The 14,566-nt window shown below is 68.4% G+C and carries 16 protein-coding genes; 10 read left to right on the top strand and 6 right to left on the bottom strand.

Features of this window, described 5'->3' with window-relative positions:
• Positions 1-23 precede the first annotated feature (23 nt).
• Positions 24-866 (bottom strand): bifunctional hydroxymethylpyrimidine kinase/phosphomethylpyrimidine kinase, encoded by an 843-nt coding sequence (gene thiD / locus SB4_RS10130; protein WP_420893889.1) that lies wholly within the window; start codon positions 864-866, stop codon positions 24-26.
• Positions 867-1,164: 298 nt separating this feature from the next.
• Between thiD and SB4_RS10125 the strand changes: the two genes are divergently transcribed.
• Positions 1,165-2,049 carry a bestrophin family protein gene (locus tag SB4_RS10125; RefSeq protein ID WP_058752483.1) on the top strand — a complete coding sequence of 295 codons (885 nt, stop codon included), beginning with the start codon at positions 1,165-1,167 and terminating at the stop codon, positions 2,047-2,049.
• A gap of 82 nt (positions 2,050-2,131) precedes the next feature.
• Here the strand turns inward: SB4_RS10125 and SB4_RS10120 are convergent, their stop codons facing one another.
• A complete protein-coding gene (locus SB4_RS10120) occupies positions 2,132-3,553 on the bottom strand; it encodes a sigma-54-dependent transcriptional regulator (protein ID WP_058752482.1) in 1,422 nt (473 codons plus the stop codon).
• Between the two features lie 242 nt (positions 3,554-3,795).
• On the opposite strand from SB4_RS10120, the gene SB4_RS19565 reads away from it, so the two are divergent.
• The 6 genes from SB4_RS19565 (at position 3,796) to SB4_RS10095 (ending at position 8,459) form a co-directional block, all read left to right on the top strand.
• Positions 3,796-3,942: an aa3-type cytochrome c oxidase subunit IV gene (locus SB4_RS19565; protein WP_240954521.1), complete on the top strand. Its 147-nt coding sequence runs from the start codon at positions 3,796-3,798 to the stop codon at positions 3,940-3,942.
• Positions 3,943-3,952: 10 nt separating this feature from the next.
• The gene (locus tag SB4_RS10115) at positions 3,953-5,074 is read left to right on the top strand and encodes an NAD(P) transhydrogenase subunit alpha (protein WP_058752486.1); all 1,122 of its coding nucleotides are present in this window, start codon (positions 3,953-3,955) and stop codon (positions 5,072-5,074) included.
• 128 nt (positions 5,075-5,202) lie between these two features.
• On the top strand, positions 5,203-5,571 hold the full coding sequence (locus SB4_RS10110; RefSeq protein ID WP_058752481.1) for an endonuclease domain-containing protein: 369 nt from the start codon (positions 5,203-5,205) through the stop codon (positions 5,569-5,571).
• A gap of 1 nt (position 5,572) precedes the next feature.
• On the top strand, positions 5,573-5,872 hold the full coding sequence (locus SB4_RS10105; RefSeq protein ID WP_058717865.1) for a proton-translocating transhydrogenase family protein: 300 nt from the start codon (positions 5,573-5,575) through the stop codon (positions 5,870-5,872).
• Positions 5,869-7,395: an NAD(P)(+) transhydrogenase (Re/Si-specific) subunit beta gene (locus SB4_RS10100; protein ID WP_058752480.1), complete on the top strand. Its 1,527-nt coding sequence runs from the start codon at positions 5,869-5,871 to the stop codon at positions 7,393-7,395. Before SB4_RS10105 ends, SB4_RS10100 begins: the two co-directional genes overlap by 4 nt.
• A 143-nt stretch (positions 7,396-7,538) precedes the next feature.
• Positions 7,539-8,459, top strand: coding sequence for a winged helix DNA-binding protein (locus SB4_RS10095; protein WP_058752479.1), 921 nt, complete (start codon positions 7,539-7,541; stop codon positions 8,457-8,459).
• Positions 8,460-8,486: 27 nt separating this feature from the next.
• Here SB4_RS10095 and SB4_RS10090 read toward each other — a convergent pair whose 3' ends face one another.
• Both SB4_RS10090 and dapF read right to left on the bottom strand, forming a co-directional pair.
• Positions 8,487-9,311 (bottom strand): oxygenase MpaB family protein, encoded by an 825-nt coding sequence (locus SB4_RS10090; protein ID WP_058752478.1) that lies wholly within the window; start codon positions 9,309-9,311, stop codon positions 8,487-8,489.
• Between the two features lie 58 nt (positions 9,312-9,369).
• Complete coding sequence (gene dapF, locus SB4_RS10085; RefSeq protein ID WP_058752477.1) at positions 9,370-10,305, bottom strand: diaminopimelate epimerase; 936 nt, start codon at positions 10,303-10,305, stop codon at positions 9,370-9,372.
• Between the two features lie 106 nt (positions 10,306-10,411).
• On the opposite strand from dapF, the gene SB4_RS10080 reads away from it, so the two are divergent.
• Together SB4_RS10080 and SB4_RS10075 are read left to right on the top strand one after the other, a co-directional pair.
• Entirely contained in the window at positions 10,412-10,975 is a 564-nt protein-coding gene (locus tag SB4_RS10080) for a helix-turn-helix domain-containing protein (RefSeq protein ID WP_058752476.1), read from the top strand.
• Positions 10,972-11,748 (top strand): glutaminyl-peptide cyclotransferase, encoded by a 777-nt coding sequence (locus tag SB4_RS10075; protein ID WP_241488576.1) that lies wholly within the window; start codon positions 10,972-10,974, stop codon positions 11,746-11,748. Before SB4_RS10080 ends, SB4_RS10075 begins: the two co-directional genes overlap by 4 nt.
• On the opposite strand, the gene SB4_RS10070 is transcribed toward SB4_RS10075, so the two are convergent.
• Positions 11,745-12,494, bottom strand: a complete 750-nt coding sequence (locus tag SB4_RS10070) for a hypothetical protein (protein WP_058752475.1) — start codon at positions 12,492-12,494, stop codon at positions 11,745-11,747. The genes SB4_RS10075 and SB4_RS10070 overlap by 4 nt on opposite strands.
• A 257-nt stretch (positions 12,495-12,751) precedes the next feature.
• Between SB4_RS10070 and SB4_RS10065 the strand changes: the two genes are divergently transcribed.
• Entirely contained in the window at positions 12,752-13,252 is a 501-nt protein-coding gene (locus SB4_RS10065; RefSeq protein ID WP_082670105.1) for an Rrf2 family transcriptional regulator, read from the top strand.
• Here SB4_RS10065 and SB4_RS10060 read toward each other — a convergent pair.
• Positions 13,190-14,398, bottom strand: coding sequence for a DUF1501 domain-containing protein (locus SB4_RS10060; RefSeq protein ID WP_206597998.1), 1,209 nt, complete (start codon positions 14,396-14,398; stop codon positions 13,190-13,192). The two genes, SB4_RS10065 and SB4_RS10060, sit on opposite strands and share 63 nt — an antisense overlap.
• Positions 14,399-14,566 lie beyond the last annotated feature (168 nt).

The following is a 14,566-nucleotide window of genomic DNA, read 5'->3' as shown; positions in this document are numbered from 1 at the left end:
TCCCCGTACCGGGGAGGATCACTTCACCCCCACCGCGCGGCGAAGGCGGCGGCGTCCCAGCCTTCGCGGCTGATCGCGGCGAGCAAATGGTAGAAGGGCACCATCCCCATCCCGTGGCCCATCGGTCCGTGGCCCTGGCCCAGCCCCGGCGCGGCGGCGAGCGCGGCCTGGACGAAGGCGATGGCCCGGTCGACCGCATCGGCCAGCGTCAGCCCCTGGCCCAGCCCGGTCGCGATCGCGCTGGCCAGGGTGCAGCCCGTGCCATGGGTCGATGTGGTGTCCAGCCGAGGATGCTGCCAGCGCTGCTCGCCTGCCGGTTCGACCAGCCGGTCCTCGATCACCGGCCCTTCGCCATGGCCGCCCTTGACCAGCAGCGCGGCGGTCTCGTGCCGGACCAACGCCTCGCCGCCCAGCGCCGCCAGCTCAGGGAGGTTGGGTGTGGTCAGCGCGGCCAGCCCCAGAAAGCGGCGAAAGGCGGCGATGACATCCGGCTGGGCCAGCACCGATCCGCTGGTCGCGACCATCACGGGATCGAACACCACCGGCAGGTCCAGCGCCTCCAGCCGGTCGGCCAGCGCATGGGCGGTCTCCGCCGATCCGATCATGCCGATCTTGACCGCATCCGCGCCGATATCGGCCAGCACGCTGTCGATCTGGGCCATGACGATATCGGTCGGCACGGGGTGTACCGCCTGCACGCCCAGCGTGTTCTGCGCGGTGATCGCGGTGATCGCGGTCATGGGGTGGCCGCCCAGCATCGCGACCGTCTTGATATCCGCCTGGATGCCCGCGCCGCCCCCGGAATCGGAACCGGCGACGATCAGGATGCGGGCGGGAGGGGGCAGGGTCATAATATTCTTCGCCATGCCTCCTTGGGCCCGGTGGAGCAAGCGCCGCACCGGGGCGGCGACGGGCTTTCCGGCAGAAAACGAAGCGAACGAACGACTTACATCGTGGTCGCGGGAGGCGTGATCGTGCTGCCTTCGTGGCGGTTCGGTAACGTTTCGTTTCCGGTGTGCCCCAAGCCTTTTCCTGCTGCACCGCACTATTATTTCGGACGCGCATCCAACCCGCTTTTGTCGCGTTGCTGCGCCCAGAGAGACCGACCGGCGACACTTTGGGGCTCGAGACACGGGCACGGTGGCCGCACGAGGGAGACCGAATTTGATCGTCGACGCCGTACCCCGCACCCGCATCATCATCGCCGAAGTCTGGCGTCCGTTGCTGGCGCTGTTCATCTGGGACGTGATCGTCACGGTCGCCTATTATGTCCTGCCCTTCAAGGCGCCCTCGCTGCCGCTGACGTTGTTCGGCACCGCGTTGGCGCTGTTCCTCGGCTTTCGCACCAATTCGGCCTATCAGCGCTGGTGGGAGGGGCGGCAGCTCTGGGGCCTGATGATCAATGCCTCGCGCAACATCGCCCGCAGCGCGCGCAACTTCCTGCCAGAGCCCGATGCGCACGACTTGAAGCGGTCGATCGTGCTGCGCCAGATCGCCTATGTGAACGCCCTGCGATGCCAGTTGCGCAAGCAGCCGGTCGATGGCGAGGTGCTGCGCTTTCTGTCGCGCGGCGAGGCGGAGCCCGCGCTGGAGCGGACCAACACCGCCAACGGCCTGCTCGACGGCACCGGCCGCCGCATCGCCGATGCGCAGCGCAAGGGCTGGATCGACACCATCCAGCAGGCGCAGATGGAGTCGGTGCTGGTCGACATCGCCAATTCGCAAGGCGGCATGGAGCGGCTGAAGAACACGCCGCTGCCCAACCAGTATCGCTTCATCCCCGCCTTCTTCACGCGACTGTTCTGCGTGCTGCTGCCGATCGGACTGGTCGAGACTTTGGGCTTTGCCACGCCCGTGGGATCGTCGATCGCGGGTCTGATGTTCCTGGCCGCGCTGCAGATCGGCGACGACCTGGTCGATCCGTTCAGCGACACGGTCCACGACCTGCCGCTCAGCGCCATGTGTCGGACGATCGAGATCGACCTGCTCCAGTCGATCGGCGACCGCGCGCCCGAACCGATGAAGCCCGTCGACGGCGTGTTGTGGTAAGATGATGTATCCTCCCCGGTACGGGGAGGTGGCAGGCCGTCAGCTTCGCTGGTCCCCCTCCCCTTGCGGGGGAGGAACGATCTTAAGCCGCGTTGTCGATGCCGAGTTCGCCCAGCTTGCGGTAGAGCGTCGAGCGACCGATCCCCAGCCGCCGCGCGACCTCGGTCATGCGGCCGCGATAATGGCCGATCGCCAGGCGGATGACATCGGCCTCGATATCCTCCAGCGCGCGCAGATTACCGTCGGGGCGGAACAGGTTGATCCCGCCATTCTGCAACGCCTGGCCGCTCGAGGCGCTGACCGAAGGACGATCGCCCAGCGAGGCGATCTGCGGGAAATCGGCCGGGGTCAGGGCGTCGCCCTCACACAGCACGGCGGCGCGGAAGAGCGCATTCTGTAACTGGCGGACATTGCCCGGCCAGTCGTACCGGCGCAGCAGGTCGAGCGCGGTATCGGTGATGTCGAGCTGGCGCAGGCCCGGCTGCTGCGCGATCCGCCCGAGCAGATGGCGGGTCAGCGCGGGCACGTCCTCCGCCCGGTCGCGCAGCGGCGGCACCGCGACATGGACGACGTTGAGCTTGTAATAGAGGTCCTCGCGGAACCGCCCGGCCTCGACCGCCTCCAACAGGCGGCCGTCGGTCGCGGCGATGATGCGGACATCTACCTCGCGCGCATGGCGGGCCCCCAGCGGCACGATGGTCGAGGATTGCAGCATGTCGAACAGCCGCCCCTGGGTCTCGAGCGGCATGCCCGACACCTCGTCCAGGAACAGGGTCGATCCGTCCGCCTCGACCATCTTGCCGATGCGCCGCTCGAATGCGCCCGCAAAGGCGCCTTCCTCATGACCGAAGATGATGCTGTCGAGCAGGTTGGCGGCGGTCGCGGCGCAGTTGACGCGGATCATCGGCCGTTCGGCGCGCGGAGAGGCGACATGGATCGCCTCGGCCAGCGACTCCTTGCCGACGCCGCCTTCGCCCTCGATCAGGACGGAGACACGGGCGCGCGCCGCCTTGGCCGCAATCGCGATGGCGGCGCGGAATTCGGGCGCGTCGCCGACGATTTCGTCAAAGGCCAGAAGGGCGGGGATCTTCTCGGTCAGCGGGCGAAGCTCGCCGCTGGTCTGCGCGGCGACACAGGCCTCCAGCGCGGCGAGCAGGCGCTCGGGAGCCAGCGGCTTGACCAGGAAATCGGTCGCGCCCGCGCGCATCGCCGCCACCGCCTGCGCCACCGAGTCGTTGGCGGTCAGCATCAGGATGGGCAGTTCGGGACGCAGCGTGTGGACATCGGCGATCATCTGGGTCGCGTCGGCGCCGGGGGCCCAATGGTCGATGAGGACCGCGTCGAGCTCGCGCCCCTGCGCCGATCCCAGGACAGAGGCCGCCATGTCCGCATCGGTGGCGAACAGGGTGCGCCAGCCGCCGCGCTGCGCCAGGGCGGCGATCAGCCGACGCTGGGCAGGTTCGTCGTCGATCAGCAGCAGCAGACGTTGGCCGTTGCGCGTCATAAAATGTCCCGTAGTCCCAATTCAGGGCGGTATGCCGAGACTTTGTTAAAATCTGCGTTAATTCGGGACAATCTCTTTTCTGTCGTCGGAAAGGCGATATCGCTTTTTTAAGATCGACGTCGGGGCCCGAGTCGCGGGATTCGTTACGTTTCGGGGTTGATCCCACCGGCCCGGTGAATAAGGTCGGGCATGGATCATGCGGCGGCCAAAGGTTCGCAGGGCCGATAGCGGAGGTGAGGATCATGGCGGGCAACGACACCGGCATCAGCGGCGGCACCGGCGAGATGAAGGCGCATGTCGCCACCTATGACCTGATGATCGGCCTGCTCAAATGGGGCGCGGTCGCGGTCGCCATCCTGGTGGCCATCGTCCTCTGGCTGATCGCCTGACCCGGTGTCCCTGCGGATCGCGGTCCTTCACGAGACCGTCGCGGGTGAGGCCCGCGTCGCCGCCACGCCGGAAACGGTCAAGAAGCTGATCGCGCTGGGCGCGACCCTGGCGGTCGAGCGGGGTGCCGGCGCGGCGGCAGGAATCGCCGATGGCGATTACGAACAGGCGGGCGCGCAGGTCGCCGACCGACCGGGCGTGCTGGCCGGGGCCGAGATCGTGCTAGCGGTACAGGCCCCCGAGCCCGCGACGCTGGCGGGGACCGCGCCCGGGGCCTGGGTGGTCGCGGCCTTTGATCCCTTTCGCCGGGCCGAGACGGTGGCGGCGTACGGCGCGGCGGGGCTGGAGGCGCTGGCCATGGACTGGATGCCGAGAATTACCCGCGCCCAGTCGATGGACATCCTGTCCTCCCAGTCGAACCTGGCGGGGTACAAGGCGGTGCTGGAGGCGGCGAGCGCCTATGGCCGGGCCTTTCCGATGATGATGACGGCGGCGGGCACGATCCCGGCGGCGCGCGTCTTCGTGATGGGGGTCGGCGTCGCGGGGCTCCAGGCGATCGCGACCGCCCGGCGTCTGGGCGCGCAGGTGTCGGCGACCGACGTCCGCTCGGCCACGCGCGAGCAGATCCAGTCGCTGGGCGCCAAGCCGATCTTCGTCGAAGGCGTGGCGGGCATCGAGGGCGAGGGCAACGGCGGCTATGCGGGCGAGACCAGCGAGGAATATCGCCGCGCGCAAGCCGAACTGGTCGCCGGGCATATCGCCAAGCAGGATATAGTCATCACTACCGCGCTGATCCCCGGCCGCCCCGCGCCGCGCCTGGTGACCGACGCCCAGGTCGCGACGATGCGCCCCGGCAGCGTCATCGTCGACCTGGCGGTGGAAGCGGGCGGCAATGTCGAGGGTGCGGTCCTCGGCGAGGTGGTCCAGCGTCACGGCGTGACCATCATCGGCCACCGCAACATGCCCAGCCGCCTGGCGGCCGACGCCTCGGCCCTGTTCGCGCGCAACCTGCACAATTTCCTGGCCGCCTTCTGGGACAAGGAGGCCGGCCGGCCGGTGCTCGACGCCGAGATCGGCGACGCGATCCGGCTGACCAAGGGCGGGCAGGTGGTGAACCCGAGGCTTTCGGCATGATCCCTATTCCTCCCCTTGCAGGGGAGGTGGCAGGGCGAAGCCCTGACGGAGGGGTGTCGCGCTATCGAGAGGGGGATACCCCTCCGACGCGCTGCGCGCGCCACCTCCCCTGCAAGGGGAGGAATTGAATGTTGCAGGGGGCGGAACAGGTCGGTGAACGCGCGCGAGTGCTGCGACAGGACATGTCTGCGCCCGAGATCACCCTATGGCAGGTTCTCCGCAAACGCCCCGGCGGTTTAAAATTTCGCCGCCAGCATCCCTCAGGCCCCTATATCGCGGACTTCTACTGCCATGAGGCAAGGCTGGTTATCGAAGTCGATGGCGAAGCGCATGGATATGGCGACCGTCCCAAGCGCGATGCGCAGCGCGACACGTGGTTCGCCGAGCGCGGCCTGACCACGCTGCGCTTCGCGTCGACCGACATCCAGACCAATATCGAGGGCGTGACGGCCCAGATCAAGGCCACCGCCGCTAGCCGTCATTCCGGGGAGGAATAGCATGGATTTCATATCGATCCTGTCGGTCTTCGTGCTGGCGTGTTTCGTCGGCTATTATGTCGTCTGGTCGGTGACGCCCGCGCTGCACACGCCGTTGATGGCGGTGACCAACGCCATCTCCTCGGTCATCATCGTCGGCGCGCTGATCGCCGCCGCCGCGTCTTCGGGGGCGACCGGATCGGGTGTGGCCAAGTGGCTGGGGCTGGGGGCGGTGGTGCTGGCCAGCATCAACATCTTCGGCGGCTTTGCGGTGACGCAGCGCATGCTCGCCATGTACCGCAAGAAGGAGAAGCGCTCGTGATCGCTCCCGTCGCGCCCGCGCCGCTCGCTCCTGCGGTCGAGACTGTCGCCGCAAACCCTTGGGTGTCGCTCGCCTATCTGGTGGCGGGGGTGTGCTTCATCCTGGCGCTGCGCGGGCTGTCGAGCCCGACGACCAGCCAGCGGGGCAATCGCTTCGGCATGATCGGCATGGCGATCGCCGTCGTCACCACGCTGATTACCCATGTACCCTTTGGCTTGCCGGAGGGTAGCCGCAACTTTGACGACCAAGGCATCAATTGGACCGCCATCGCGGAAATCCTCGCCGCGATCGGCCTGGGTGCCGTGGTCGGTATCACCACCGCCCGCCGCATCGCGATGACCGCGATGCCGCAGCTGGTCGCCGCCTTCCACTCCCTGGTCGGCCTTGCTGCCGTGGCTGTCGCCTGTGCCGCCTTTCTGAACCCGGTCGCCTTCGACATCGCCGACATGGTGGTGCCGATGATCGGACAGCCCTTTGCCAGCATCCATGTCGTCAGCCGTGTGGAAATGGCGCTGGGCGTGGCGATTGGCGCGATCACCTTTTCGGGGTCGGTCATCGCCTTCCTGAAGCTCAACGGCAATATGGGCGGCAAGCCGATCCTGCTGCCCGGCCGCCATGCGCTGAACCTCGGCATCCTGGGTGCGATCGTCATTCTGGTCGCGATGTTCACGCGGGATCAGGCGCCGTGGATATTCTGGACGATCACGCTCCTGTCCTTCGCCATCGGCTTCCTGCTCATCATTCCGATCGGCGGCGCGGACATGCCGGTCGTCGTGTCGATGCTGAACAGCTATTCGGGCTGGGCGGCGGCGGCGATGGGCTTCACGCTGCACAATGGCGCGATGATCATCACCGGCGCGCTGGTCGGCAGCTCGGGCGCGATCCTGTCCTACATCATGTGCCGGGCGATGAACCGCAGCTTCATCAGCGTGATCGCGGGCGGCTTCGGCGCGAGCGATGCGGGTGGGCCAAGCGGCGGCGCAGGCGTAGATCGCCCTTGGAAGCGCGGCAGCGCCGAGGATGCGGCCTTCCTGATGAGCCAGGCCGAACAGGTCGTCATCGTCCCCGGCTACGGCATGGCGGTCGCGCAGGCGCAGCATGTGCTGCGCGAGATGGGCGACCTGCTGAAGAAGGAAGGCGTGCGCGTCAAATATGCCATCCACCCGGTCGCGGGCCGGATGCCCGGCCATATGAACGTCCTGCTGGCCGAGGCGAACGTGCCTTATGACGAGGTGTTCGAGCTGGAGGACATCAACGCCGAGTTCGCGCAGACCGATGTCGCCTTCGTCATCGGCGCGAACGATGTGACCAACCCGGCGGCCAAGACCGACAAGTCCTCGCCCATTTACGGCATGCCGGTGCTCGATGTGGAAAAGGCCAAGACGGTGCTGTTCATCAAGCGTTCGATGGGCGGCGTCGGTTATGCGGGCGTCGATAACGAGCTCTTTTATCGCGACAACACCATGATGTTGCTGGCGGACGCCAAGAAGATGGTCGAAGAGATCGTCAAGGCACTCGGCTGAGTGTCCGATTCGGACTGACGTCGACTCCCGGACGTCGGTCGGGGTCGCGAGGAAGCGCGCGGGCAGGTCGATAACGGCCCCCGCTGCGTCCTTGCGACTGTGACGATGGACGAACCCGCCTGGCGGGTCGCGGGGGGAATGGCGTGGACGAACAGGAGCTTTACGGAGGCGGCTTTGCGGTCGTGGTGATCAGCGCATCCGCGCTGGCCGCCGCCGCGGGCGATGCGGTGCGCCAGGCCGGGGGGCGGGTGCTGCGGACGGTCGAATGGGCGGCGGTGGCCGAGGAGATCGGGCAACAGGCGGGGCGGCCGCTGTTGATGATCGACACGCATGGGGCCGAAGCCGGGGCGATGGAGATCGCGCTTGCCCGGATCGATGCGGTGGCGACCGCGCTGGACCTGCCCGTCGTGGTCAGCATGGCGACGGCGGATATCGATCTGGTCGCCGCGATGCTGCTCGGCCCGCGCGTTGCCATGCTGTGCGACGCCAGCCCGCTGGAACTGGTCGCCGCGCTGGCACTGGCGGGGGCGAGCCACAGCGGCGCGGGGGTTCTCCACTCCTATGTCCGTGAAGGGGAATCGGAACGGCTGCGGCGGCTGAATGCCGAAGTCGCGCGCATCGCCGAGGCGCTGGCCCGGCTGTCGGTGGCGGAGGAGGAGGAACGAAACGGCAGCCTCAACGATCGGCACCAGAGCTTTCACGCGGCCCCCACCCGGGCACAACCGGGCGATGCTGCCCTGGTCCGGCGGATGATTCGCGCGCGGCGGCTGCGCGACGGGTTCTTCGGCAGAGCGCTGTTCGAGGAACCGGCCTGGGACATGCTGCTCGACCTTTATGCCGCGCATCTGGAGAACACGCGCGTGTCGGTGTCCAGCCTGTGCATCGCCGCCGCCGTCGCGCCGACCACCGCGCTGCGCTGGATCGGCAAGATGACCGAGGCGGGGCTGTTCGCGCGCCAGCCCGATCCGGTCGACCGCCGCCGCGCCTTCATGGTGTTGACCGACAAGGCATTGGAGGGGATGCGCAGCTACCTGGCGGCGATGCGCGGATTGGGCACCCTATAGGGTCTGCGTCCCTGCGCGAACCCGTCTCTACCCGGCCAAGGCCCAGCGGATCGCGCCGCCCAGCCCCCGCGTCCCCGCCCGGATGGCGGGGCGCATCGCGCCGTACCCGTCCAGCCCGTGAAGTCTGGCGGCCCAGTCCGGCAGCAGGGCTATACCCGCCTGGGTCAGCCAGGCGCTGACCGGGGCGAGGGCAGGGCTGGGCGCGGGCTGGTTCAGGAGCGTGCGGGCAACGGCGCGGGTGCGGGCGTCGACGCGCAACTCGGGGCGGATTGCCTCCAGGAAGCGGGCCAGCTGACGGCGGTCCTCGGGCACCTCTTCCGCCCCCAGCCGCCGGGCGATCACCGCCATCTCCGCCAGATAGCGATCGGCCTGGGCATCGGGGAAATCGGGATCGCGATAGGTGCGGTGCGCGCGCAGGAAGCTGTCCACCTCGGCGGCATGGACGAAGGTCAGGAGGTGCGGGTCGTTTGCCGCATAGGGCGTGCCGTCGGGCAGGGTGCCGCCGACCCGGTCATGCACCGCGCGGACGCGGGCGATCATCCGCTCGGCCGCGTCCGTGGAGCCATAGGTGGTGACCGTGATGAACCCGGCCGTCCGCCGGAGCCGCCCGGCCATGTCGCGGCGGAAATCGCTATGATCCCACACCCCCGCCAAAGCGGCGGGATGGAGCATCTGGACGAGCAGCGAGGCGATGCCGCCCGCCATCATCGCGGTGAAGTCGCCATGCACCGCCCAGGTCGCCGAGTCCGGTCCGAACAGCCCGTCATCGCCGGGCGGACGGCTCAGGTCGAGCTCTCGCGAGCCGACCACGTCGCGTATCTGGTCGGCGATCTGGCGGCGGACGGGGCGCATGGGGAGTGAACGCGTGGGCGGACGTCGCGTTGCGTCGGGGGCGATGGCCGGGAGGCCGTTACCCCCGCTTTGCCGCCTCCCACGCCGCGATCTCGTCGGGATAGCGGCGTTCGACCACCAGGTCGCTCGCCGTCTCACTGGCCAGGTCGACGTCGACCGAGCCCGCCCATTCATAGGTCGCATTGCCCGACAGCGTGACCATCCCATCCTCGCCCGCAAAGGCCCGGACCAGGCCACCACGATTGAACACCACAGTCGGCACGTCCCAGGCGATCCGTCCGGTCAGGCACGCGGCATAGGTAGAGGCCGCCATCGCGCTGCCGCAACTGTCGGTCAGGCCGACGCCGCGCTCGAAGGTGCGGACGAACAGCGCGTCCCCGCGTACCTCCACGAACGACACATTGGCGCGATGGGGCAGCCAGTCGGGTGCGGCCTCGCAGATTTCGCCCAGCCGGACGAGTTCGGCTTCATCCACCGCCTCGACGAAATGGACGAGATGCGGGTTGGGCATGGTGACGGCGGTGAAACGCTTCTCGCCATCCAGCATCGGCAGCACCGCCTCGACCAGCTGCTCGGGCGCGCCGTGGATCGGCCAGGCGGCGGTCGAAAGCCCGGCGGGCCCGGCGGTTTCGCGTACCGTATAGACGCCCGGCGCCAGATCGGCGTCCCGGACCGCATCGGCGTGCGAGGTCTTCAGCCGCACCGTCGCCTCGGTCATGCCCAGCGCCTCGAACCCCGCCCGCGCGACGCAGCGTACGCCGTTGAGGCAGGTTTCCGCCTCGCTGCCGTCGCTGTTGCGCATGACCATGCCGAACGCCGTCCGTTCGTCACCCGGCACCAGCAGCAACAGGCCGTCGCCGCCGACCGGCCCGCTGCGATCGGCCAGCGCGCGTGCGACGCCCGCCCATTCGGCCTCGCCCAGCGAAAGGTCGCGCGCGTCGATCATCGGGAAATCATTGCCCGACCCATGGCATTTGACGAGTCCGAACCGCATCGCGATAACTCCGACAGGATAGAGGTGGGCGCTTAGCCCAGCCGGACCGGCTCCGCCAGCGGTGCCGAGCGGGGGGTGTGGGCGTGGTTTGGAGGGGAACAGGGCGATGATCACCGCGATCCGCGAGGTGCGTCGCGCCAAGGGCATGACCCTGGACGATGTCGCGCGCGCCTGTTGCCCGCCGACCACGCCGCAGACGATCGGGCGACTGGAGATGGGGACGCGCACCGTCTCGCTCCCCTGGTTGAACCGGATCGCCGCCGCGCTGGGTTGCACCACCGCCGATCTGGTGACCCTGCCGGTGCGCGAGACCCTGCCGGTCGCCGCGCTGCTGGGCCCGCGCGGGGCGGTGGCGCCGCGCAGTGCCCGCGCGGTCTCGCCGCCCTGCGCCACGCCTGGGATGCTGGCAGTGACGGTGACCGGGGCGATCGGCGACTATCGCGCGGGCGATGAGCTCTGGTGCGAGCCGCTGGCCCCGGATAGGTTCGCCGACGCCATGAATCGCGATATCCTCGTGCCCCGCTCCGCCGGTGGCTATGTCTTTGCCCGGCTGGCGGGTCTTCTGCCGGGCGACCTGCACCTGTTGCCGCTCGAACCGGGCGCGGCGGGCGTGACGGTGCCCGCGCCCGCCTGGATCGCGCGGGTCGCGCGACTGGTGCGCACGCTGTGATCCGCGCTTTCCTGCCGCTGGTCCTGGCCCTTGCGCTGCCCGCCGCCGCGCAACAGGCCGCGCCCCAACAGCAACCGGCACCGGTGCAGAAGCCCGAGCTGGTCCGCGCCTATCCGCACGATACCACCGCCTTTACCGAAGGGCTGCTGATCGCCGACGGCCAGATGTACGAGAGCACCGGGCGCGAGGGGCAGAGCGTGATCCGGCAGGTCGATCTGGCGACCGGCAAGACGCTGCGCCACGCGACGGTGCCCGATGGGCTGTTCGGCGAGGGGATCGTCGCCTGGGGCAAGGAATTGCGCAGCGTCACCTGGCATGGCGGACGGGGCTTTCGCTGGAGCCGCCCGGCGCTGACGCGCACCGGCGAGTGGCGCTATGACGGCGAAGGCTGGGCGATGACCGATGACGGACGGCAGATCATCCTGTCGGACGGCACGCCGCGCCTGCGCTTCCTGGACCCCGCGACGATGAAGGTCGCGCGCACGCTGGACGTCACGGTCAACGGTCGGCCGCTCAAATATCTGAACGAGCTGGAATATATCGACGAACAAATCTGGGCCAATATCTGGATGACGCCTTATATCGTGCGGATCGATCCCCGCACGGGCGTGGTCGCGAGCGTCGTCGACCTGAGCGATCTGGTCGCGCGGGTCGGCATGACCGACCGGGATTCGGTGCCCAACGGCATCGCCTATGACCGGGTGAAGCACCGCATCTTCGTGACGGGCAAGAACTGGCCCGAATTGTTCGAGATCGCCCTCCCGCCGCGTTAATCGGTGTCGCCGGGGTCGTGGAACAGCGCGAGCGACAGCGCGGCGGCGACGGCGGCGGGGCGTTCGGCGGGGCGTTCGGCGGGATCGGTGGACAGGAGCAGGCGGCGGCTACGCCAGCCATTGGTTTCGACCACCGCCACGATCCGCCCCTCGGGCGTGGTCACGCGGTAACCCATCGGGCTGTCGGTCCGCGTGCCGACGCCGTCCATGGCGTGGTCCGATTGCACGATCAGCGCATGTCCGTCGAACCGCATCAGCCCCGCGCGTGGTTCGACAGGGCTGGCCTGGGACGGAGCGGCGGCCAGCTCCAGCATCCCTGTATCGCGTCCGTCCACGCGATACGCGCATTGCAGCCGCAGCGGCCGGCCGGGCGTCACGATCTCGATGCTGGACAGTTGGCCGCGATTCTCGGTCCGACCATAACGGCATCGCGCCTCCAGATGGCCGGGGCGCACCGGATCGCCATCGAGATCGAAGGCATAGACGCCGAAGCGCGCGACCTGTCCCACCCGCACCTGATCGGCGGGCGAGCCGATGCCGTCCGGGCCCCAGCCGATCGCGTCGCGGCCCTCCCGCCACGCGACCGATCCGCTCGCGCTGCCCAGCCGGACATGCCCGCTATCGGCAAAGGGAAGCCCGCTGAGCGAGATCGCTTCCAGCCCCGGCGTGACGGCGAGCGTATCGAAACCCTGCATCCGGCCGATCGTGCAGCCGGTCGTCGTCCCTGCCGTCAGGGTCAGTGCCAACAGGATCGGCGCCGTCCGTATCGACCTGGCGCCCCGATACCGGATTCGTCCCCGTGCACCCTGCATGGCATTCCCCCTCTTACCCGGACGGGAATGTCGGATACCGTGCCTGACTCGCGCGTTAACATAGTAGAATAGTAGAAAAATAACATGGATTACGAATTGCAATCCCGCCATGATCGGAACATGACGGTTTTGATCCGCTTCGGTCCTTAACGACCGGGATCAAGGTCGTCCCTGCATAGGAGCGCCGTTACTTGCCGACCAGTACCCGTTTTGTCGTGTCGTTGCATATGCTTGCGCTGATGGCGGAGCATGGCGAGACACCGCTGCGCTCCGAGGATATCGCGGTCAGCGTCAATTCCAACGCGGCGGTGGTCCGCGCGCTGCTGCTGCGTCTGGCGGCGGCGGGGCTGACCCGGTCGCAGCTGGGCAATCGCGGTGGCGCGATGCTGGCCCGGCCCTCGTCCGAGATCCGGCTGGTCGACGTCTATCAGGCGGTCGAGGACCGGAATTTCTTCGCCTTCCACCGCCAGCCGCCCGAGGGCGAAGGGCTGATCGACCGGCATATCACCGCCAGTCTGGAAACGATGCTGACCCCGGTGCGCGAGGCGTTGGAGGACAAGCTCGCCGGGCTCACGCTCGACGATGTACTCGACGAGATTCATGCGCAGGCCGGGAGCGGAGCGGGTGGATTAGACCAGATTCAGATCGGCCGGGCGCGTATCGGGAAAGAGCGTCCCCAGGCGGTCGGCTGACAGTCCGAATTGCCGCTGGACCAGCCCGCCGATCAGCGCGCGGTAATCGGTCAGCACGGGCAGGTCGCGGTTCTGGTTAAGCGTGGCGGCGGACAGCGCGACCTGTTCGCCCGCCATGCGCCCACCCGACACGCCGCCGCCCATCACCCAATAGATGCTGCCATGGCCGTGGTCGGTGCCCCGATCGCCATTTTCGCGGAAGGTGCGGCCGAACTCCGACACGACGACGACGGTGGTGGTGCGCCAGGCATCGGGACCGATCGCCTGTGCGAAGCTGGCAAGGCCCCGGCCCAGATCGCCCATCCGATCGGCAAGATAACCGGTCGCGCCGCCCTGATTTACATGGGTGTCCCAGCCGCCGACATCGACAAAGGCCAGGTTGAACCGGTCGCGCATCAGCGTCCCGATCCGCTGCGCCGATAGCGCAAAGCCCTTGGCCGAGACGGCACCCCGGCTGGCCGCCTTCATCTCCTGGTCGAGCGTCTTGTACACCGTGTCGCGCACGGTGAAGCCCTCGCTGACCGAGCGCGCGAGGTCGGGATGCCCGGCATACATGCTCTGGATCAGCGCGGCCTGGCGCTGGTCGATCGGCTTGCCGACATTGGCGAGCGCGAGATTGGGGATGGGATCGTCCCCGCCGCGAAAGCACAAGGGCAACTGGTCGGTAAAGGCGATCGGCCGCTCGCCCGTGCCCAAGATATCGGCCAACCGCGCCATGAATCCCGAGCCGTAATCGCGGTGGCCGCCGACCGGCTGCCCCAGCTCGATCGTGTCCTGCGTCTCGAAATGGCTGCGGCTCATATCGTCGGTGCCCGCGAACGGCACGAAGGCGATCTGCTTGGCCTGCCATAGCGGCAGGATCGAGTCCTTCAGCGTCGGATGCAGTGCCCAGTCCGCATCGAGCGGCAACGGCGCGTTGGGGTTGGCCGGATCGGGCTTGGGCAGCGCGATCGTGGGGCGCGACTGGTGATAGAAGTCGCTGCCGCTGGGCACGACGATGTTCACCGCGTCATAGGCACCGCGCAGGAAGACGACGAGCAACCGGCTACCCGCCTGCGGCGCGGCAAAGGCGCGGCCCGCCATCACCATGGGGGCGAGCGCGGCGGCGCCACGGAGCACGTCACGGCGGTGGATGTGGGAAAGCATCCTGCGATCCTCCTATCGGTGCATGAATTCGGGCGAGGAGAAATAGAGCGCATTCCACTCGGCGGGCGAGCGGGCCTGGCCGAGCGCGGCGAGCGTCGGCTTGCCCAGCGACGGCATCCGCGCGGCGATGAGGCGCGAGTCCTTCAGCACCGGTGGCGGGGATGGGGG

This window comes from Sphingomonas sanguinis (assembly GCF_001476905.1).
Lineage (GTDB): Bacteria > Pseudomonadota > Alphaproteobacteria > Sphingomonadales > Sphingomonadaceae > Sphingomonas > Sphingomonas sanguinis_B.
The sequence above is the reverse complement of the archived record's forward strand: the minus strand, read 5'-3'. Positions and strand labels throughout refer to the sequence as shown.